This window comes from Lacinutrix sp. MEBiC02404 (assembly GCF_053601575.1).
Window position 1 is genome coordinate 20401 of record NZ_JBSHNV010000180.1, and the last position, 21481, is coordinate 41881.

A 21481-nucleotide genomic window follows, 5' to 3' on the forward strand; every position below is an offset into this window, starting at 1 on the left:
ATAATAAGCTATAATTATATACATTTGTACAATGAAAATGAAACACGTTTTTATACTTTTCGTCTCGATATCTTTACTGTCTTTTAACTTGCCTAAAAACTTGCAGAAAAAGGTAGATAAAGAAATTAAAGATACCTTTAGTGTAGAAGCTTTTGCGTTTAATCCTATTCCTATTTCTTCGGAAATCGCGCAAACATTACCAGCTACTTTTGGAACCGATAACTTATTCGAAATAAAAACAGAAAATTCCCTTTTAGGTTATGCCTATGTTGCCAATGCACCAAGTAAAACCGATACATTTGATTATTTGGTTCTATTAGATCCAGAACTTATTGTTTTAAAAACCAAAGTGCTTATGTATAGAGAAGATTATGGTGGAGAAATTGGTAGCAAACGTTGGCTAAAACAATTCATAGGAAAAACACAAGAAGATGAATTACGGTATAATGATAATATTATGGCAATTTCTGGTGCGACTATTTCTGTGCGATCTATGACAAATGCTATGAATAACCTATTGGCATCTTTAAAAATCCTTCACCAAAAAGAAATCCTATAAATGCAACTTAACGGTTTAATTCAAACGTTTCCTAAAGAACTTAAGTTGCTTATTGCAACCTTTGTTGTAATATTAAGTATTGGCTTTTTTACAGGATTATTGTTTGTTGGTGAAACCTCTTCCGCAGCTCCTAACGGTATTGAAGAACAATATGTAGGAAATGAAGCAGATGAAGATGCAACTATAATGAAATTTAAAAAGAGCGAACAAGAAATGCTCACCTTAGTACATGGACATATTTTATCTATGGCTATTATTTTCTTTTTAATCGGACTTATTTTAAGCACAACTAACTTGCCTAAAAAACTCAAAATTTTCTTAATGATAGAACCATTTATTTCTGTGGTACTTACCTTTGGAGGTATCTTTTTTTTATGGAAAGGATTGCTTTGGATGAAATATATTGTCATGTTTTCGGGTACTTTAATGACACTAACCTTTTCGCTTTCCGCTTTCATTATTCTTTTGCAATTGTTTTCCAGAAAGCAAGCACTTCTAAAATAATCTGTATTTAAAAACTATTAAAGCAACTTCTTTTCCTTTTAAAGCTTTAAATGAAAAAAAAGCGTAGATTTGTATGCAATTATATCTTAATTGCAACATGACAGCACACAACAACAAAATTGTAGGAGAAGGTTTAACTTACGACGACGTACTTCTAGTTCCAGCGTATTCCGAAATACTTCCACGCGAAGTCAATATTCAAACAAAATTTTCACGTAACATCACAATAAATATTCCAATTGTATCCGCAGCTATGGATACCGTTACCGAAAGTGCTATGGCAATTGCTATTGCTCGTGAAGGCGGAATTGGTGTGTTACATAAAAATATGTCTATTGCACAACAAGCAAACGAAGTTAGAAAAGTAAAACGTGCCGAAAGTGGTATGATTACAGATCCTGTTACTTTAACCTTAGATGCAAAAGTTTTAGATGCCAAACAAAATATGGCAGAACATGGTATTGGTGGAATTCCGATAGTAGACGAAAACGGAACGCTAAAAGGAATCGTTACCAATAGAGATTTACGTTTTGAAAAAGATAATACAAGACCAATTGTAGAAGTAATGACTAGCGAAAATCTAGTAACTGCTTCTGTTGGAACTTCGCTACAAGATGCCGAAGGTATTTTAAACAAACACAAAATTGAAAAACTACTTATTGTAGACGAAAATTATAAACTAGCTGGTTTAATAACCTTTAGAGATATTACTAAGGTGACGCAAAAACCAATTGCGAATAAAGATAGCTTTGGTAGACTTCGGGTTGCAGCAGCACTTGGTGTAACAGCAGATGCCGTAGAACGTACAGAAGCTTTGGTGAAATGTGGCGTAGATGCTGTAATTATTGATACTGCTCACGGACATACCAAAGGTGTGGTTCTTGTTTTAAAAGAAGTTAAAAAGCGGTTTCCAGATTTAGATGTCATTGTTGGGAATATTGCAACAGGAGCAGCCGCTAAATATTTAGTAGAAGCAGGAGCAGATGCTGTAAAAGTTGGTATTGGCCCAGGTTCTATTTGTACCACTCGTGTAGTTGCGGGAGTAGGTTTTCCACAATTTTCAGCAGTGTTAGAAGTAGCAGCAGCAATAAAAGGTTCTGGTGTTCCAGTAATTGCAGATGGAGGAATACGTTACACAGGAGATATACCAAAAGCAATTGCGGCAGGAGCAGATACAGTGATGTTAGGTTCTTTGCTGGCAGGAACTAAAGAGTCTCCAGGTGAAACTATTATTTACGAAGGAAGAAAATTCAAATCATATCGAGGAATGGGTTCTGTAGAAGCCATGAAACAAGGAAGTAAAGACAGATATTTTCAAGATGTAGAAGACGATATTAAAAAACTAGTACCAGAAGGAATTGTTGGTCGTGTACCATATAAAGGAGAACTTTATGAAAGTATTCATCAGTTTGTTGGTGGTTTACGTGCAGGAATGGGGTATTGTGGTTCTAAAGATATTGAGACTTTAAAAGAAATAGGCCAGTTTGTAAAAATTACAGCATCCGGAATTAATGAAAGTCATCCGCATGATGTAACGATTACTAAAGAATCTCCTAATTACTCTAGGTAATAACGAATTCTTGTGAAAACAAGAACTTCTTAATCCTTTATAATAGTACTAATTCCTGCGAAAGCGGGAATTTTTTTTATGGTAACATTTAATTTAACCAATTAATAGTCAGTGTTTTGATTTTTGAAAGCTGATAATTATCATAGTATTTCATTAAAAAAAATAGTAATTTAATTACTATAAATTTTAATGCTATGGAACTAAAGAAAAATCCTAATATTGAAGTAGGTAGAAACAGTAGTATTTATTTTCTTATTGGAATAAATCTCATGCTATTGTTTACTTGGCAAGCTTTTGAATATAAATCTTATGAAGGAGAAACTAGGAAGCAGGATTTTGTTCAAATAGAACAAGAGTTAGAAGAAGATATTCCCATTACCAATTTAAATACACCACCTCCGCCACCTCCAGTAGAGGTTTCTACTCCAGAAGTAATTACAGTAGTAGAAGACACAGAAGTAGTGGAAGAAACGGTTATTGAAAGTACAGAAACCAGTCAGGAAGAATATATGGAAGAGCGCGAAGTGGTGGAAGTAAAAGATGTGGTAGTAATAGATGAAATAGAAGAAGAGATTGAGGTTGCATTTGCAGTTGTAGAAAATGTTCCCGTTTTTCCAGGTTGTACAGGAAATAATAATGAACTAAAAAAATGCTTTAACGATAAAGTATTAGAACATGTGAAAAAGACCTTTAAATATCCAGCACAAGCACAAGAGTTGGGTATACAAGGAAAAGTATATGTGATGTTTATTGTGGATAGTAGAGGATATATTAGTAATATTAGAACAAGAGGTCCTAATTCATATTTAGAAACGGAAGCTAGTAGAATTATTGATGCTTTACCAAAAATGATTCCTGGAAAACAGCGTAATAAACCTGTAAATGTACCTTATTCTATTCCTATTTCATTTCAGTTGGAACAATAAATAACATTTCAGGAGTTTGTAATGAAGCAGCATTCCTCTTTTTTTAATAGGAGAATGAATTTCAGTTTTCTTTTTGAAAATAGGAGGAAAGAGGAGTGGTTACAGAAATTATGCAGTATTGTTTTATTTCTTTTTTTGCTGTGCATCCTTTTCTACTCCTAAATTATTTTTGGTTTTTGGTTTTTGATTTGTCTTTGGTTTCCAAATTAGCTGGCACGCGTCCTTGTTTTTGTAGTATTACCTGCCATGCTTCATGTGGTAAATTTTTTTCTTTTTCGGAAACTATATGGATATCTGTTTTTAATTTTTGGAAGGAGTCGTCGTTTGCCATAATGATTTATTTTAAAGTTTAATAGATGCTATTTAGCTTTACTTATTTTAATACATGAATCATGGTCTTCGCTTGCAGGCTTTTTCCACCAAATGGATTGACAATAATTTCTTTGCAATTAGGAAGCAATCGTTGTATTAGATCCACAAAGGCGTTAATATTATGACCTGGTAAAACCTTGCATTTTTCTGCGTTATTTAAAAATATACTAAATCCGAAATTGGATAAAGCATACATCTTAAGAATAGTCTCGCGATTTTCTTTATTCTGATCGTCTTGAATTACAGAAAGACTACCGATAGAAAAGGACCAGTCGAAATTAGCATCCGATAAAGGCATTTCTAGAAAATCGACACAAGCAAATGTTGCTTTAGCGTCCTTTATATGGATTTCTTTTCCATAGGTATAAAAGTCCTCTAATATTTCAACGCCAAAATAGTGGCCATCAAATCCTTTAGAATTTCTCAGATAGGAAAGAAAACTACCCAATCCAGATCCAACATCCAAAACACTTTTGATTTCGTTACAAACTTGAAATGGATATACAGAAGCAGCCTGATAACTGCCATTTGCAGAATCTTTATTACGCCATCCTACAGTTAGATGTTCTAGTTGCTGTATAGGTATATTCTTTGCGTTTATCGATGGCATCTTGTTATAAAAGTCTTGTATTCTATCCTTTCTATTCATCTTTATATTCCGTTTTTGCTAACGTTTTGTGTGTAATTAAAGATAGCAAAAAGAAAAGACACCTTATTTAATAGTAATGATTTTCCGTTTCAGGAAAGTAACAAGAATAAATTTTATACGGTTTTAGCAGCTGACACTTTATTCCATAAAATCAAAAAATGGATTCCAAGTACTATCCTTAGAGAATGCATAAACATCATTATGTCCATTCGTTTTGATTTCCATGTATTTTTATTTATTTCCTGCGAATTTTGATAAAGCCTCGCTCATATAAATTGTAATTGCTTTATCTTTTTTTTAAGTAAATATGCTTGTAAAGGTTTCCAATCCGATAGTGACTCTCCGTTTCCATGAAGAATAAAAATTGCTGGTACTCTATTTTCAGTAGAAACCCAATTGGCGTTCAAAGTCCTATCCGCTACCATTATTTCTATTCTCTCAGAGTTCTATCTTCTTCAGGTACATATAACTCTAATAGACGGTTGATATTTTTTATTTGAGTAATGGAGTCCGTACTTATGGCTTCTGGAATCCGTTTATACACTTCATTAGTATAAATTATCGCACTATTATCAATGGCATAAGGCCAAAACTTAAATCCATTATTAGTTTTCTTAACCGTTACAATATCTACAACTGTTACTGTAGATGTATTAGTGGGATTTGCTACTTTTGTTTCAACTTTTAACTCTTCAAGTTGTTCATTGTATTTTCCGTTTTTTAAATAAGAAAATTCATTATTGATTAATAAGTTTAACATAATATTTAGTGAAGGTTGTGGAAGATTAGCAAAATGGTGTTTATGAGTAGGGTTTTTTATCGCTACAATTAGTTCCGATAATGCTTGAGCCATTTCTGGGGTTCTAATAGAATCTGTTATTAGATATTTTTCTATTGTCTTTGCGTCTTTAGATGCAAGGGCAATTTCTAGTTTACTCATAAGATCCGCTGGTGAACTTGCTTTCTTTACCTTTTTACAAGATGAAAACGTACATAGTATTATTAAAAAAGTAAAAAATATATTTTGATTCATTTTAATGTTTTTTTAATTATTGCCAACTCCCATTATAAGAAGTTTTTATTATTACTTATCCGTTTCATCATCCTTCAAAATCAGTTCTCCTTTCGTGATCCAAGAAATACCAAAAGCCCAAAGTGCTATGCTTTCTAACCAAAAAACAGGATCTAAATGTTGTAGTTCTGGAAATTTTTCTTGTAAATAGAAAAAGTATACAGCAATTAAAACCACACATGCAAGCATCACATAACCACAAGTTTTAAAAATGATATTTCGTTTTCTTTTATGTGGCTCCAGTTCCGCTTTAGGGGTTTTAGATGCTGTAAATAGAAATAGGGAAAAGTAGATAAGTACCCCGAAAAACAATCCTGCAAAAGTAAAATGTACGGCTTTTATCCAAGGTTCATAAACAATGCATTGTTCTGCGCATTCTGAAAGGGTGTCTACTCCGGTAGGAAAAAAGGCAACACCAAGCGCAAATACACAAGCAAGGTTTCCCGCAATGCTATCTCTAATATCATAGCCTTTATAGGTAAACATAAAAAATGCAACCGCGCATAAAACACCTACTAATATGTTTCGCATTTTCGTATGGTAATAATCACTTATCGAGCTTTGTACAATCTCACAATTGCCATAATAGAAAGCACCAACGACTAACAATATTGGTAATATAATACCTAAAAGACCAATAATTTGCCTTAAAAGGTTGTACGATATTAATTGCGGATTCTCATTATTTCGTTCTGTAGTCATACCTTGTATTTGTTGCATAAAGTTATACCTTTTATTTCGTTTAAAAAATACGTACTACCACGTATTTCGTCTTCCGTTTACATCTCAGCCGTATTATTTTACAATTCGGTAGTTTTTAATTTCTAGGAATTGCTTTCTGTCACATATTTGCAGTATCGATCCATTAACCAACAGTCAATTATGAAAAATGTAATCCTAATCTTCAGCTTTTTATTCAGCTGTTCACTTGCTGCGCAAACCATTAGCGGAATAGTAACCGATGCTAAAAATAATCCGATTGTACAAGCTAATGTGTATTTAGAAGGTACTTATGACGGCGGAACAACCAATGGCAAAGGGGAGTTTTCTTTTAAAACCGAAGAAACCGGAACTCAAAATTTAATCGTTTCTTTTGTCGGCTTTGAGACTTACACCATGCTTGGCGATATCTCTTATATGAAAGATTTAAAAATTGCCCTTCGAGAAGATATTAATTCTCTAGATACCGTTATTCTTTCTGCTGGAACGTTTTCTGCAGGAGATAACTCAAAAGTAAATGTATTAAAACCTTTAGACGTAGTAACCACTGCAAGTGCTTTGGGTGATTTTGTTGGTGCATTACAAACCTTGCCAGGAACTACAACGGTTGCCGAAGATGGAAGACTTTTTGTTCGTGGTGGTGAAGCAGAAGAAACACAAATATTTATTGATGGTATCAAAGTCTTTACGCCGTATAGTCCAACGACCAATAATACACCAACTCGCGGACGCTATTCTCCATTTTTGTTTGACGGAATTACTTTTTCTACTGGTGGGTATTCGGCAGAGTACGGACAAGCATTATCTAGTGTTTTACTTTTAAATACTACAGGAGAACCCGATCAAGAAAAAACCGATATTGGTATTATGACGCTTGGAGGTTCTCTTGGTAATACGCAAAAATGGAAAAACAACTCCTTAAGTGTCAATGCTTCCTATATTAATTTGGCGCCTTATAATGCTGTTTTTAATAGTAGAAACGATTGGAAGAAACCTGCCGAGTTTGCTTCTGGTGAGGCTGTTTTTCGTCAGAAAGTCAATAACGGCATGTTAAAATTATATACCGCTTTTGAATCTACTAATTTTGAATTGACACAGGAAGATATAAATGCTTCTGAAGGTGTGCACTTTAAACTGAAAAATAACAACTTGTATTTTAATGGTTCCTATAAAGGAATGTTAAGCGACTCTTGGACTTTAGAAACCGGAATGAGTTATACACTTGCCAACGATAAAATAAACATCGACGATGCAGCTATTAAAGATACACAAAACTCTTTTCATGGTAAAGTAAAACTGAAACATCGTTTTAATAATCGTTTTAAATTAAATTTTGGCGCTGAATATTTAGCAACCAATTTTAACGAAGGGTATCAGGATACTTTTACACCTTCCGTAGATTACGGATTTAACAATAATATTAGCGCAGCATTCACCGAAGCAGATATTTTCTTTTCTAGAAAACTAGCCTTAAAAGCTGGATTGCGATTAGAACATAGCGCGTTGTTTGATGAAGTAACACTTTCTCCAAGAGTTTCGATGGCGTATAAAACGTCAGCAAAAAGTCAGGTTTCGTTGGCGTATGGCGATTTTTATCAGAACCCTAATAGTAGCATCTTAAAGTTTGAACAAGATTTGCAAGCGCAGCAGACTTCGCATTATATTTTAAACTATCAGTATAATGGTAAAAAACAATTGTTTCGTGCAGAAGCCTATTATAAAGATTATGATCAATTAGTGAAATACGATAGCAATTTTGCCAGCTTTGATAGTAATTATAACAACAAAGGGTATGGTTTTGCCAAAGGAATCGACTTGTTTTGGAGAGATAGCAATAGTATTAAAAATGTAGATTATTGGGTGAGTTATTCGTTTTTAGATAGTGAGAGAAACTACCTTAATTATTCAAAATCTGCACAGCCAAATTTTGCGAATACACACAATCTTTCCGTCGTTGGTAAATATTGGATTGACAATTGGAGAAGTCAAGTAGGTATGAGTTATTCTCTAGCTTCTGGCAGAACGTATAGCAATCCGAATACAACCGGTTTTTTAGATCAGAAAACAAAAGCATACAATAGCTTAAGTATTAACTGGGCATATTTGATTTCGCCACAAAAAATACTGTATCTATCGGTAAACAATGCGCTAGGTTTTAAAAATGTTAACGGTTATCAATTTGCAAACACACCAGACATAAATGGCAATTTTGCAAGTAGAAGTTTACGTCCTGCAACCGATCAATTCTTTTTTGTTGGATTCTTCTGGACTATTAGTGAAAAAGGAACCGATAATCAGTTAGATAATTTATAACAGTCTGTCCTAAAATAATAACAGTTCAGTAGAACACTTTTTTAAAACAAGTAGATTCCATAGATATTTGTATAACCATTAAAACCATAATATAAAATGAAACATCTAATCATCATTGTAACTTTATTGATAACAAGTATCGTTACTGCACAAACCAAATACGAACAAGGCATGCATAAAGCATTAGACCTTTGGAAAACGAATCCTATAGAAGCTTCGCAACTTTTTGAACGTATCGCAAAAGCAGAACCAGATAATTGGTTGCCTCCTTATTATGCAGCAGAAACTCTAATTTTAGATGGGTTTCGTAAAATGCAAGATGCAGATGCTTTAAAAGTGCAACTAGATCAAGCACAATGCTTTTTAAATGATGCCACTGCAATCTCTAAAGACAATCCCGAAATCATGGTAATGCAAGCCATATTATACACGGTTTATGTGGCAAGCGATGGTGCAACTTATGGTATGATGTATTCGGCTAAAGTAATGGCGCTATATGCACAAGCAGAAAAATTAGCACCCAATAATCCAAGAGTTGTTTTAAACAAAGCAGATTGGAATATTGGTGGCGCACGTTATTTTGGGCAAGACATCCAACCATTTTGTACAGAAGTAGAAAGGGCTTTAGAACTTTTTGCTACCTTTAAACCAGAAACAGAATTTCATCCAAATTGGGGAAGAGAACGCGCCCAAGAAATTATTGCTAGCTGTAAATAGAACAGAATACACAAACTAAGAGCCATGAGTAAAAACCTGAAAAATATAATATTAACATTTGCAATAGGCTGTATCGTATTTGTTATTGGTAATGCTTTTTATAACGGATTTGCATTTAAAAGTATTCAAGATTTTTCAATCAATTTTGGCTTTTACCAGTTGTATGCATTCGTTTTAGGGTATTCTAATATGTACTATTTTAATTTTTTAGAAAATAGAACATGGGAAACTAAAAATAGTATCAGTGTTACACGTCTAATTATAGGAATTGTAGGTTCCATAATAATAACACTTATCGGTTTGTTTATTTTAAGAGCAATGACCGCCGTGGTTTATGATGGGACTACTTTTGAAACCTTTATAACTAAAGAAAGTTGGAGGAATTATTCTTTTGGTGTATGGATTACACTGTCTATTGTTATTACATTTCATGCCTTTTACTTTTTCAATAAACTACAGCAAAATAAAATTAAAGAACAAAAAGTAATTGCAGGAACGGCAAGTGCAAAGTTTGATGCTTTAAAAAATCAGTTAGATCCGCATTTCTTATTCAATAGTCTAAATGTATTAACAAGTTTAATTGAAGAGAATCCAGATAACGCACAAAAGTTCACCACATCGCTTTCTAAAGTATATCGCTATGTTTTAGAGCAAAAAAATAAAGACCTGGTTTCTGTAGATGAAGAATTAGCCTTTGCAAAAACCTATATGTCGCTTTTAAAAATGCGATTTGAAGATAGCATTGTTTTTGAAATTCCGAAGCAAGCCACCAATCCCGAAAGTAAAGTAGTACCATTATCGCTGCAGCTGCTATTAGAAAACGCAGTCAAGCATAATATTGTTACTTCTAGTAAACCATTACATATAAAAATATATGAAGAAAATGGAAATCTAATCGTAGAGAATAATTTGCAAATCAAGCAAATAGTGAAAAAGAGTAGTGGTGTTGGTTTAAATAATATTACACAACGTTACCAATTATTAACTACCAAAAAAGTACACATCAATCAAGAAGCAAACCGTTTTGCAGTCGCAATACCAATGCTAACAAAACAAATCACAAGTATGGAACGTATAAATACAAACACTAAAGAAGACGCTTATTATAGAGCAAAAAAACGCGTAGAAGAAATCAAAGGCTTTTATGGCAATCTAACTTCCTATTGCCTAGTTATCCCATTTCTAATATTTATAAACTACTCAACTTCATGGAATTTTCAATGGTTTTGGTTTCCAATGTTTGGTTGGGGAATGGGAGTTGTAATTCATGGATTTACCGTATTTGGTTATGGTAAAACATGGGAAGAGCGTAAAATAAATGAGATTTTAGAAAAAGAAGAGCAACAAAATAAATGGCGATAATTATGGACACAAAATCTTTTAATAACGACCGTGTAGAACGCGCAAGAAAGCAAGTAAAAAGAATAAAAGGCTTTTATACACACTTACTGTTTTATATTATAATAAACTTGATTTTTGTATTTATAAATATTCAGAATTTAGAACCAGGTGAAAGTTATTTTCAAATACATAATTTTATAACCTTTGGTACTTGGGGAATCGCAATTATTATACATGCTCTTTCTGTTTTCTTACCAAACTTTGTTTTTGGTAGTGATTGGGAAGAACGTAAGATTAAGAAGTTTATGGAGAAGGAGGAGAAACACCAACAATGGGATTAAATAAGGAAATCATGAACGTAAATTACAGTTTATAAATGTACAACGAAAACCAACAGAGTAGTCAAGAAGCTTATGATAAAGCTAAAAAACGTGTCAAGCAATTAAAAGGTTTCTACTGGCATTTTTTTTGGTATTTAGCGGTAAACATTTTTATTACCGTGAGTAAAGTTTCTAGCGATTTAAATGAAGGGAAATCTTTTAATGATTCTTTTTTTGAATTTGGAACCTTTGCCATTTGGACGTTTTGGGGCATAGGAATCGCTTTTCATGCCATGGGCGTTTTTGGGAAAAATATGATTTTTGGTCAGAATTGGGAAGATAAAAAAGTGCAAGAATATTTAGAGAAAGAAGAAAATCAGAAATGGGAGTAATTTTTGGGCGTTACCACAAGGGTCGCGCTTTCCACTTAAATCTTTTTATGCAGTTCTTCCTGCTTTCGCAGTAAAAACCACATAAAAAGGATAACGTTTCAATCGCTAACGCAAATAGTACTATGACAACAATAATTATAGAAGACGAGAAGCCATCTGCAAGACGTTTACAACGTATGCTCGATACTTTAGGAGTAAAGGCAGAAACCATGTTGCATTCTGTAGAAGAATCTATACAGTGGTTTAATGAAAATGCCCATCCAGATCTTATTTTTTTAGATATTCAATTAAGTGACGGATTATCTTTTGAGATTTTTGAAAGTATCGATATTCAATCTGCCGTAATCTTTACTACTGCTTATGATGAATATGCGTTGCAAGCCTTCAAATTAAATAGTATCGATTATTTATTAAAACCAATTGATGACGAGGACTTAGCCACAGCAGTTGCCAAGTACAAAACACGTATCCCAACAAAACAAAATGTTACTTTAGATTTTGAGGATATTAAAAAACTTTTAGTGAATCCTATAGAACGGGAATACAAGAAAAGATTTTCAGTTAAAGTCGGACAACATTTAAAACTCATTAATATAGAGGATATTGAGTGTTTCTACAGTGAAAACAAAGGAACGTATTTATATACTACAGAAGGAAGAAACTATTTATTAGATACAACGCTAGAACAATTAGAAAACGAATTAGAACCACAGCAATTCTTCCGAATTAACAGAAAATTCTTTGTAAACATTCATGCAATAAAAGATATGGTAAGCTACACCAATTCGCGTTTAGAAATAAAATTAAATTCCTTTAACGAACAAGAAGTAATCGTTGCAAGAGAGCGCGTTAAGGATTTTAAAAATTGGTTGGAGTAAATTTATAATATCGGCAAGGTGTTTTTTACTCTCCTTCCGATTTTGTATATTTGTATGTGGTAGAATTTAAGTTAACATACAGAGAAGAATTAAATACAACCTTTTTAAGATTACAAGACAAGCTAAATCTTTTAAATACGGCCAGACCTTTGCCTAGTGCTTCGTTAAATAGCATTAGAGAATCTTTATTAATAGAATGGACGTATAATTCTAACAGCATAGAAGGGAATACTTTAAGTTTACGTGAAACACAAATGGTTTTGCAAGAAGGTATTACAATAAAAGGGAAATCTTTACGTGAGCACTTTGAAGCAAAAAACCATGAAGATGCAATACATTATTTATATGGCTTAATTAAGCCTAGTTATAAACTAAACAGTAAAGATATATTGTCTTTGCATGCTTTATTTTTAAGAGCAATTGAAAATGATTTTGCTGGTAGATTGCGAAATGCTGCTGTTCGTATTTCTGGTGCTAATTTTATTCCGCCAAATGCACGAAAAGTTTCAGATTTACTTGAAAACTTGGTGGATTTTGTGAATACAAATCCTATGCAATTAAATGCCGTAGAGTTAGCTACAGTTTTTCATCACCAATTTGTACATATTCATCCGTTTTTTGATGGTAATGGTAGAACCGTTCGTCTTGCTATGAATTTACTATTAATGAAAGCAGGTTTTCCTCCAGCTATTATTTTAACAACAGATAGGAAAAAATATTATGAAGCTTTAAATCAAGCAAATAACGGTAAGTATCTTAAGCTTATGTTACTTATGTGTCAAGCTGTAGAGCGTAGTTTAAATATTTATTTAAGTACTATTCCTAATAATGATCAAGAGTACGATGCAATTTCTAATATTGTTAAAGAACCAGATGTCCCTTATGGACAAGAATATGTTAGTTTGTTAGCAAGGCAAGGTAAAATAGATGCACATAAAGAAGGTCGCGTTTGGTTTACCACTAAAGACGCTATTTTAAATTATATAGAAAATAGAGCACATAAACGTTAATCTTCTTCAATTCTATTATCATCAAAAGCACTAGGTAATAATTTTGGTATAAACTTTATAACTAAAGGAAGTAATAATGCGCCGCCAGGAAGCATAAAAATAGCTAAACTTGGTATCGATTTAAAGATATCTAATAACTGACTTTGTACTTTTTTTTGTTCTTCTTCGCTTAGATCTCTAACCGTGGATTGGGAGATTAAACGCACTAACTCTTTGCTTTCACCCAATTCTTTATACAAACGCTTACTATTTCTAGAAATAAGCTTGCTTACCATTTTACTCGAATTATCGTAAAAAGTTTTTACAATATTTTTAGAACCAAGCAAAACAATCTGCTCTTTATACGTATGATAAAACAGAGAAATAGAGGCTTTAGCTTCGCTAACCGTTTTCTGTTCTAATTGTAAATCTGCTCCCAACTGGTTTAAAAAGGCATGTTCTTTATTATCAATAGATGCATCTGTCCAAGTTGCCATACAAGCCATGTCTATTATATACTGCGTTTCAAACTCGCTATTAATAAAAGATATTGCTTGAATATAGGTAATATTATATTTCTTTTGATAGCGTAACGATTGTTCAAATAGTTTAATTAAACTAGTGTCATATTCGCTCTTCGTTTGTTTCGCATTTAAAACACATAAAACAATAGTCTCTAGTGAAGATTCTAAATTCTTAATATAGTTGACGGTTATTGTTTTATTCCTTAAATAGTGTTTGTAGGCAAGTACATCTATATATAATAGGGCATTTGTAATAAAATAGTTAAAGCTTTTAGAGATGAGGTTGTCATCAATTAAAACCCGCTTATGAATTATTTTTTCTAATAGTCCTGCCGATTTTTTTTCACCTAGAAGTTCTTTAAAGTAAGAGGTCTTATATTCTTCAATCTGCGTATAGAATTCTATAGTGCTATCTATGAAGTTTTCCGAATTATCTATCTTTTTATGTGAAAAATATAGGGCCAAGAAAAGGTTGGTTTTACAAATTTCTTCATTTGTAAAATCTTTTTTATCCAATAAATTTTCAACTATACCAACATTATTTCCATAGATAAATCCGCTTTCTCTTAATGCTAAATAAAAGGCATTATTAGAAGATTCTTCTAGAGTATTATTGACTTCTAGCGTTTTTACTAGTTTATTTATCCAGCCATTTGCCGATGGATTCATAGTTGATTTATTAAGTTGGTGTAAAGATAATTTTTTCTGTAAAAGAAAACTATTTAAACTTTTTTAAAACCGACTTTATCTTTTTTGCGTAGGTATGGTTGAGAGTCAAAAATTAATTAACTAAAACCTCATTTATTATGAAAAACACTAAAAGTTTTCACGAACACGCAAACAATTTTAATGGCGTGAGTAAAAAATTAAAAATTATTTTAGGAATTGGAGCTTTAACAATAGCTGGTTTCTTTATGGTAGCGGCAGATCACATTGAAGCTCCAGCAGTTGCAGGTGGTGCAGCAGATATCACAGATTTCTACGCATTTCAAGCGCAAGACCCAAACAATGTTGTATTTATTGCAAATGTACAAGGACTTTTAAGCCCTAGTGCAACAGCTTCAGCAGCATTTGATGAAAATGTATTAATAGAATTTAACATGGACACAACAGGTGATAATGTAGAAGACTTAGTAATACAAGCAATACCAAGAGATGGTAAAATGTATTTCTTTGGTCCAACGGCACCAGGAAGTGTAGGACTAGATAGTGCTATCGAAACAAATGCAGTACAATCATCGGTAGCTATTTCTACTTATGGAATGGGTGCAATAGCAACAACAAACGCAGGAATGACTTTTTTCGCTGGTCCTCGTGATGATCCTTTCTTTATGGATTTTGCACAGTACGGTGAGATCATTGCAGGTAATGCGGCAAGCTTTAATAGTCCAGGTTCAGACACCTTTGCTGGAACAAATGTAATGTCTATTGTAGTAGAAGTGCCAAAATCTATGGTTGGTGGTTCAGGAACTATCAATACTTGGGTAGAAGCGAAAACAAAACAATAAAAACTAACTTATTTAAAACGTACAATTATGAAAAATTCAAAGAATTTTCACGAACACTTAAACAATAGAAGTAACGTGAGTAAAAATATAAAATTAATACTAAGCGCAATATTAATCTCAGCCTTTGCATTTAACTGCTCTAGCGATGATGATAATTCTAGTGTAGAAATGACAACAACAGAAACAGACTTTTCTGGAACGTATGCGCAACAAGACCAAATGGGTAGACCAGCTGTGAATACTGTATTTGTTGGTGCGGCTAGTAAAAACACATTTAATGTAACTACACCATCAACGCAGAGTGCTGCTTTTCAAACTATGTTTCAAAATAATTTAGAAGCTTTAAGCCCTGCTTTTGCTAATCCAGGAGATAGGAATGCTTTAATGCAAACTTCTGCAGAATTTACAGGATTATTAGCTACAGATGTACTTAATCTTTCATTAGATGGAGAAACTACTTTTTTTAATCCAGTATCTGGAGCATTGTTAACCGGAAGAAATTTAACCGATGATGTAATAACAGTAGAATTATTATTAATATTTGGTGGTGAAGATTTTACTGAAAATCCGCAATTATCTAACGATAATGTAGATGCTAACGATAAGCCTTTTTCTGCCTCATTTCCTTACTTAGCTTCTGCTTGGTAAAATATATAATAGCATTAGAGTGTGTATAGCGCACTCTAATGTTTTTTAAACAACCAGACTACCTACAATTACAACCAACAAAACAACAAAAACCAACAAAATGAAAACAGCAAATTATAAACTACTATTTATTTTATTACTAGTCTTAACAATAACAAGCTGTAATAAAAGTAATAAGCAAATAACAAGTCTAAATGATTACAGCGCATATCTAGAATTAACAGAGAGCGAGACATTGCAAACTATTCAAGGAGATCATGAATTTTGGGAAAATAAGCTAGAACAAGAACCTAATCAATATCCTTATTTAGTAAAATTAGCAGCGTCTCAATCTCAGTTATTTACTGCAACAGGAAATATTGATTATTTAATTCATGCAGAAGAAAGCCTAATGAAGGCTAATGAAAGACTTAATTATACTAATTCTGGTTATCTGCGTGCTTTAGCTAGAAACTATATTTCACAACACCGTTTTAAAGAAGCATTGACGCTTTTAGAAAAAGCAGAAACTATTGGTGAAAACTTAAAAGGAACACAAAAAATGCTATTTGATGTGCATTTAGAATTAGGAAACGCTAAAGAAGCATCTCATTATTTAGCACAGGTAAAAAATCTAAGCGATTTCGGATTTTTAATTCGCTTGTCTAAATGGAGTGATCATGAAGGAGATTTAACGTCTACCATAAAATATATGGAGAAAGCAATGGCAATTGCAGAGTCGTCTAAAAACAAAGGATTAATGCTATGGGCGTATACTAATATTGCGGATTATTACGGGCATGACGGACAAATAGAAAAATCATACAACTACTATTTAAAAGCATTAGCCATAAATGCAAATGATGCCTATGCAAAAAAAGGTATTGCTTGGATAGTATATTCTTATGAGCGTAATCCGGATGAGGCACTACGTATTTTAAATACCATAACAAAAGAACATATTGCACCAGATTATTATTTACTAAAAGCAGAAATAGCAGAATATAGTAACGATACATCTGCTAAAACAAAAAACTTAACATTATACGCCGAAGCAGTTAACAACTCTAAATATGGCGATATGTATAATGCATACAACGCAAAACTATTTGCTGAAGAATTAAACCTTACCGACAAAGCTTTAGCACTTTCTCGATTAGAAATTGAAAATAGACCAACAGCACAATCTTATGATTTATTAGCCTGGACATACTATAATAAAGGACATTTCGAAAATGCGTTACATATAGCTGAAGAGAACGTTTTAAATAAAACCTTTGAACCAGAAGCGATGTATCATCTAGCAAAAATATATAAAGCGAATGGTAAATTATCGGAAGCTAAAAAACTTAAAAAAGAATTACTGGAAAGCAGCTTTGAACTTGGTCCTTTAGTAGAAAAAGAAATAAAAAATATTTAATTTCGCTTATTTTAAAATTTAAATATGAAAAATATAATACTAGCGATCATCTTATTTTGTTCCGTTTCTACAATATTTGCACAAAATATTAAAGGGAAAATAACAGATAATTTTATACAGCCTTTAGAAAATGTGTATGTGTTTAATACCAATGCAAATACACACGCACATACCTTAACAAACGGGATTTTTATTTTAGAAAATAATACCGTTGGGGATACCTTAAATATAGGATTACTTGGTTTTAAAAAGCAAACTATAATTGTTGCTAAAAGTCATCTTTATAAAGGATTGGAAATTACTTTAGAAAGTAAAACATTGATGCTAGATGAGCTTGTTCTAACCGAACAGTTAGATGCTGTGAATACGATTACAAAAATAGATTTAGCAATTACACCAGTAAATTCATCACAAGAGATATTAAGAAAAGTACCAGGATTAATTATTGGTCAGCATGCAGGAGGAGGAAAGGCAGAGCAACTTTTTCTAAGAGGTTTTGATATAGATCACGGAACAGATATTTCCATAGGTGTAGATGGTATGCCAGTAAATATGGTTTCTCATGCGCATGGTCAAGGATATAGTGATTTACACTTTGTGATTCCAGAAACCATAAATAAAATAGATTTTGGAAAAGGACCTTATTATGGAAAACAAGGTGATTTTAATACTGCGGGATATGTAGATTTTTCAACTAAAGATTATTTAAAAGAAAGCACTATTAAAGTTTCTGCAGGACAATTTAATTCTTTAAAAACGTTGGCTATGTTCAACTTGTTAGAAGATAAGCAAAATCAAAATGCATACATAGCGGCAGAATATATTGCAACAGACGGACCTTTTGAGTCGCCTCAAAACTTTAACCGATTAAATCTTTTTGGTAAATATGTAATGTACACACCAGACAATAATAAGCTTTCTTTAACGGCTTCGCATTTTACAAGTCGTTGGGATGCTTCTGGGCAAATACCGCAAAGAGAAGTAGATAATGGAAACATTTCTCGTTTTGGAGCCATTGACGATACCGAAGGTGGTAACACAGAACGTACAAACTTTAATGTGGTATATAACAAATATATTTCAGAGAATACAAAACTTAAAACCAATGCGTTTTATTCGCATTATGCTTTTGAATTATATTCTAATTTTACATTCTTTTTAGAAGATCCAATACATGGAGATCAGATAAAACAAAAAGAAAACAGACACATTTTTGGCGTAAACACAGAGATTACTAAAGATTTAGTTGTAGGTAATGCTCCATTAAAATTAGTCTACGGATTAGGTTTAAGACACGATATTGCAAACGATACCGAATTAACAAAAACACTAAACAAAACAACCGTTATAAAGCCTGTGCAGTTAGGAGATATTAACCAAACCAATTTAGACGCTTTTGTTTCTGCTGAGGTAGAATTAGGGAAGCTTACAATCGCTCCAGCGTTACGTTTAGACTATTTTAAGTTTATGTATAATGATAAATTACAGCCTACGCAAGGCACACTATCCGAATCAAAAACAATCCTTAGTCCGAAACTAAATTTTTTCTATGATGCAAAAGACAATTTACAACTGTTTGTAAAGTCGGGAATTGGATTTCATTCCAACGATACTAGAGTAGTAGTAGCAGAAAATGGAAAAGAAATTTTACCACGAGCGTACGGAGTAGATGTTGGAAATATCTGGAAGCCATTTTCAAAGTTAGTAGTGAACTCTGCCTTATGGTATTTATTTTCAGAACAAGAATTTGTATATGTTGGAGATGCAGGAATTGTAGAGCCAAGTGGAGAAAGTGAACGTTACGGATTGGATTTAGGATTGCGCTATCAATTTAATGATTGGCTGTATTTCGATACCGATGCAACACTTACACATGCAAGGAGTGTAGAAGAGCCAGATGGAGCAAATTATATTCCGTTAGCACCAGATTTCACCATGGCAGGAGGATTGTCTGTTCAAGATTTAAATGGTTTTTCAGGCGGAATTAGATACCGATTTATAGATGATAGACCGGCAAATGAAGATGATTCTATAGTTGCTGAAGGTTATTTTGTAACCGATTTTAATGTTAACTATACCTTTAATAACGTAACTCTTGGTATGGTTATAGAAAATATGTTTGACCTAGATTGGAATGAAACACAATTTGCAACAGAATCTAGATTACAAAACGAAGCACAGTCTGTTGAAGAAATTCACTTTACACCTGGTACACCGTTTTTTATAAAAGGAAGTATTAGTTATACCTTCTAATAAGATGAATATATTATATGCCAACAAGTAACGATATATGCTATATAATCTAGAAAAATTTTAAGGGAGTTTTTAAAGAAGTTTTTTGTTGGTTAGGAAACGCTATGTTTAGAAATAAACTAGCGTTTTCTTTATTTTTATACTTTACTAGTTTCTATTTCAATATTCTTGGCATAATCAATTAATCGCTTTATTGTTTTGTTTGGTTCTTTTTTTCGCCAGTTGATGTATAAATTTATTTCTTCATTAAGTTCAATAAATTTCACGTTGTGTGTGTTGGCAAATTTAAAGGAATATGGAAGAATAGAAATTCCTAGTTCTTTAGATACCAGATTTAAAATCATGCCGCCAAAATCAGATTCAATAACTGTTTTGGGCTCAAAATCATGCTTGTTAAATAAGTTCCTTAAAAGGGAGGCGAAAAAAGTAGCTTGATGCAAACCAGATATAATGAATTTTTCGTTCTTTAACTCACTAAGGTCTTGTATCGGTTCGTTGTTTAACCAATGATTATTTGGTACAACCAAGCAAATAGGTTCGGCGTATAACTTTAAAGATTCAATATTCGCGTTTTTTATTTCATCTCTATTAAAGGCAATATCTGTTTTATAATCTAACAATAATTTTTCGTGATTTTCATCTGTTGGTTCTGTCAGCTCTAATTTTAAATCCGGAAGATTGGTGTTTAAAACACTCAGGAATTTTGGTAAAAAACTAAATGCAATAGAACCAGGATACGATATGGAAACAAAACCAGAAGTTCCTTGGTCAATTTTTTTTGCCTGTTCTTGTATCTGATCTAAATTGTTTATGGCATTTGTCCAGTTTTCTTGTAGAAATTTTCCAGCATCCGTGAGTTTTACATTTCTTTTATCTCTTTCAAAAAGTTGTATTCCTAGTTCGTCTTCTAGCGATTTAATTTGCCTGCTTAATGTAGATTGGGAAATAAATATCTTTTCCGAAGTTTTCCAGAAGTGAAGCTCATTAGCAAGCGCTAGAAAATACTTTATTTGTTGAATCGTCATGATTAATGCGTTTTTTGCATTAGTTGGTTGAAAATATGTATTTTATTAAAGGTGTCAAAATTATTTCTTTGTCTTGTTGTTTTAATTACGAAATAAAAAAACAGATTATGGGAATTGAAAATTTTATCACTTTTGCAATAACAGCTTTATTTTTTATTATGACACCAGGAATAGATACGCTGTTTATACTAAATAAGTCTATTAGTCAAGGTAAGAAATCTGGTATTTATGCTACGCTAGGTATTAATACAGGTGTTTTGACGCATACTTTTTTTGCAGCATTGGGATTGTCTGTTTTGATCGCTAAATCTGCATTCGCATTTTCATTAATTCAATTTGTAGGCGCTGCTTACTTAATTTATTTAGGTTTTTTTAAACTGATAAAAAAGGAAGCGTTTTTAACCGTAGATACCCAAATAAAGAAGCAGCAAAGTTCGAAAAATGATTTTTGGTCCGGATTTTTAACAAACTCATTAAATCCCAAAGTTGCATTATTCTTTGTGGCTTTTTTTCCTCAATTCATTAATCCGAATCAAATAGAAAACCCTATTCCATTTATTTTGTTGGGTTTTACCTTTGCTATCATTGGTGTTATTTGGTATATAGGCTTAAGTTTATTCGCAAGTGTTTTTTCTGAAAAAATTAAAAACAATCCAACCACTGGTATTTGGATAAATAAATTAAGCGGTTTAGCCTTTATTTTACTCGGAATAAAAATTGCGCTTTCCTAAGGTATAGTCTAAGCGTTTCCTTAAAAAGGAAGAATTTTTCAGAGTTTGATACCAAGGTACCAAAGAAATAG

General features: G+C 32.6%; 22 protein-coding genes. 16 read left to right on the top strand and 6 right to left on the bottom strand.

Translation table 11 applies throughout. The features are described from left to right. Positions 1–100: 100 nt before the first annotated feature. From ACVCXO_RS09315 to ACVCXO_RS09330, 4 genes are all read left to right on the top strand, one after another. Positions 101–559: an FMN-binding protein gene (locus ACVCXO_RS09315; RefSeq protein ID WP_452229321.1), complete on the top strand. Its 459-nt coding sequence runs from the start codon at positions 101–103 to the stop codon at positions 557–559. Continuing rightward, positions 560–1063 carry a hypothetical protein gene (locus tag ACVCXO_RS09320; RefSeq protein ID WP_452229322.1) on the top strand — a complete coding sequence of 168 codons (504 nt, stop codon included), beginning with the start codon at positions 560–562 and terminating at the stop codon, positions 1061–1063. A gap of 97 nt (positions 1064–1160) precedes the next feature. Next, the gene (guaB, locus tag ACVCXO_RS09325; RefSeq protein ID WP_452229323.1) at positions 1161–2633 is read left to right on the top strand and encodes an IMP dehydrogenase; all 1473 of its coding nucleotides are present in this window, start codon (positions 1161–1163) and stop codon (positions 2631–2633) included. Between the two features lie 194 nt (positions 2634–2827). Continuing rightward, positions 2828–3559, top strand: coding sequence for an energy transducer TonB (locus tag ACVCXO_RS09330; RefSeq protein WP_452229324.1), 732 nt, complete (start codon positions 2828–2830; stop codon positions 3557–3559). A 163-nt stretch (positions 3560–3722) separates the two neighbouring features. On the opposite strand, the gene ACVCXO_RS09335 is transcribed toward ACVCXO_RS09330, so the two are convergent. The 4 genes from ACVCXO_RS09335 to ACVCXO_RS09350 all read right to left on the bottom strand — a co-directional run bounded on the left by ACVCXO_RS09335 (position 3723) and on the right by ACVCXO_RS09350 (position 6372). Beyond that, the gene (locus ACVCXO_RS09335) at positions 3723–3890 is read right to left on the bottom strand and encodes a hypothetical protein (protein ID WP_452229325.1); all 168 of its coding nucleotides are present in this window, start codon (positions 3888–3890) and stop codon (positions 3723–3725) included. A 42-nt stretch (positions 3891–3932) separates the two neighbouring features. Beyond that, entirely contained in the window at positions 3933–4580 is a 648-nt protein-coding gene (locus ACVCXO_RS09340; protein ID WP_452229326.1) for a class I SAM-dependent methyltransferase, read from the bottom strand. 430 nt (positions 4581–5010) lie between these two features. After that, positions 5011–5613: a hypothetical protein gene (locus tag ACVCXO_RS09345; protein ID WP_452229327.1), complete on the bottom strand. Its 603-nt coding sequence runs from the start codon at positions 5611–5613 to the stop codon at positions 5011–5013. A 51-nt stretch (positions 5614–5664) separates the two neighbouring features. After that, the gene (locus tag ACVCXO_RS09350; RefSeq protein WP_452229328.1) at positions 5665–6372 is read right to left on the bottom strand and encodes a hypothetical protein; all 708 of its coding nucleotides are present in this window, start codon (positions 6370–6372) and stop codon (positions 5665–5667) included. A gap of 162 nt (positions 6373–6534) precedes the next feature. Here ACVCXO_RS09350 and ACVCXO_RS09355 point away from each other — a divergent pair, with 162 nt between their 5' ends. From ACVCXO_RS09355 to ACVCXO_RS09385, 7 genes are all read left to right on the top strand, one after another. After that, positions 6535–8685 carry a TonB-dependent receptor gene (locus tag ACVCXO_RS09355; RefSeq protein WP_452229329.1) on the top strand — a complete coding sequence of 717 codons (2151 nt, stop codon included), beginning with the start codon at positions 6535–6537 and terminating at the stop codon, positions 8683–8685. A gap of 96 nt (positions 8686–8781) precedes the next feature. After that, the gene (locus tag ACVCXO_RS09360; RefSeq protein WP_452229330.1) at positions 8782–9402 is read left to right on the top strand and encodes a tetratricopeptide repeat protein; all 621 of its coding nucleotides are present in this window, start codon (positions 8782–8784) and stop codon (positions 9400–9402) included. A gap of 24 nt (positions 9403–9426) precedes the next feature. Further along, positions 9427–10764 carry a 2TM domain-containing protein gene (locus ACVCXO_RS09365; RefSeq protein WP_452229331.1) on the top strand — a complete coding sequence of 446 codons (1338 nt, stop codon included), beginning with the start codon at positions 9427–9429 and terminating at the stop codon, positions 10762–10764. Positions 10765–10766: 2 nt separating this feature from the next. Beyond that, the gene (locus tag ACVCXO_RS09370) at positions 10767–11084 is read left to right on the top strand and encodes a 2TM domain-containing protein (RefSeq protein ID WP_452229332.1); all 318 of its coding nucleotides are present in this window, start codon (positions 10767–10769) and stop codon (positions 11082–11084) included. A 35-nt stretch (positions 11085–11119) separates the two neighbouring features. Next, on the top strand, positions 11120–11455 hold the full coding sequence (locus ACVCXO_RS09375; RefSeq protein ID WP_452229333.1) for a 2TM domain-containing protein: 336 nt from the start codon (positions 11120–11122) through the stop codon (positions 11453–11455). A gap of 122 nt (positions 11456–11577) precedes the next feature. After that, entirely contained in the window at positions 11578–12333 is a 756-nt protein-coding gene (locus ACVCXO_RS09380) for a LytR/AlgR family response regulator transcription factor (RefSeq protein ID WP_452229334.1), read from the top strand. 56 nt (positions 12334–12389) lie between these two features. Further along, positions 12390–13343 carry a Fic family protein gene (locus ACVCXO_RS09385; RefSeq protein ID WP_452229335.1) on the top strand — a complete coding sequence of 318 codons (954 nt, stop codon included), beginning with the start codon at positions 12390–12392 and terminating at the stop codon, positions 13341–13343. Here ACVCXO_RS09385 and ACVCXO_RS09390 read toward each other — a convergent pair. Continuing rightward, positions 13340–14515, bottom strand: a complete 1176-nt coding sequence (locus tag ACVCXO_RS09390; protein WP_452229336.1) for an LETM1-related biofilm-associated protein — start codon at positions 14513–14515, stop codon at positions 13340–13342. The genes ACVCXO_RS09385 and ACVCXO_RS09390 overlap by 4 nt on opposite strands. A 137-nt stretch (positions 14516–14652) precedes the next feature. Here ACVCXO_RS09390 and ACVCXO_RS09395 point away from each other — a divergent pair, with 137 nt between their 5' ends. The 4 genes from ACVCXO_RS09395 (at position 14653) to ACVCXO_RS09410 (ending at position 19654) form a co-directional block, all read left to right on the top strand. Beyond that, positions 14653–15354: a DUF4331 family protein gene (locus ACVCXO_RS09395; protein WP_452229337.1), complete on the top strand. Its 702-nt coding sequence runs from the start codon at positions 14653–14655 to the stop codon at positions 15352–15354. A gap of 27 nt (positions 15355–15381) precedes the next feature. Further along, positions 15382–16002, top strand: coding sequence for a DUF4331 family protein (locus tag ACVCXO_RS09400; protein ID WP_452229338.1), 621 nt, complete (start codon positions 15382–15384; stop codon positions 16000–16002). 100 nt (positions 16003–16102) lie between these two features. Continuing rightward, on the top strand, positions 16103–17401 hold the full coding sequence (locus tag ACVCXO_RS09405) for a cell surface protein (RefSeq protein ID WP_452229339.1): 1299 nt from the start codon (positions 16103–16105) through the stop codon (positions 17399–17401). A gap of 24 nt (positions 17402–17425) precedes the next feature. Further along, on the top strand, positions 17426–19654 hold the full coding sequence (locus tag ACVCXO_RS09410) for a TonB-dependent receptor (RefSeq protein WP_452229340.1): 2229 nt from the start codon (positions 17426–17428) through the stop codon (positions 19652–19654). A gap of 137 nt (positions 19655–19791) precedes the next feature. On the opposite strand, the gene ACVCXO_RS09415 is transcribed toward ACVCXO_RS09410, so the two are convergent. Next, on the bottom strand, positions 19792–20679 hold the full coding sequence (locus tag ACVCXO_RS09415) for a LysR substrate-binding domain-containing protein (protein ID WP_452229341.1): 888 nt from the start codon (positions 20677–20679) through the stop codon (positions 19792–19794). 107 nt (positions 20680–20786) lie between these two features. Here ACVCXO_RS09415 and ACVCXO_RS09420 point away from each other — a divergent pair, with 107 nt between their 5' ends. Beyond that, positions 20787–21410, top strand: coding sequence for a LysE family translocator (locus ACVCXO_RS09420; RefSeq protein WP_452229342.1), 624 nt, complete (start codon positions 20787–20789; stop codon positions 21408–21410). Positions 21411–21481: the final 71 nt, after the last annotated feature.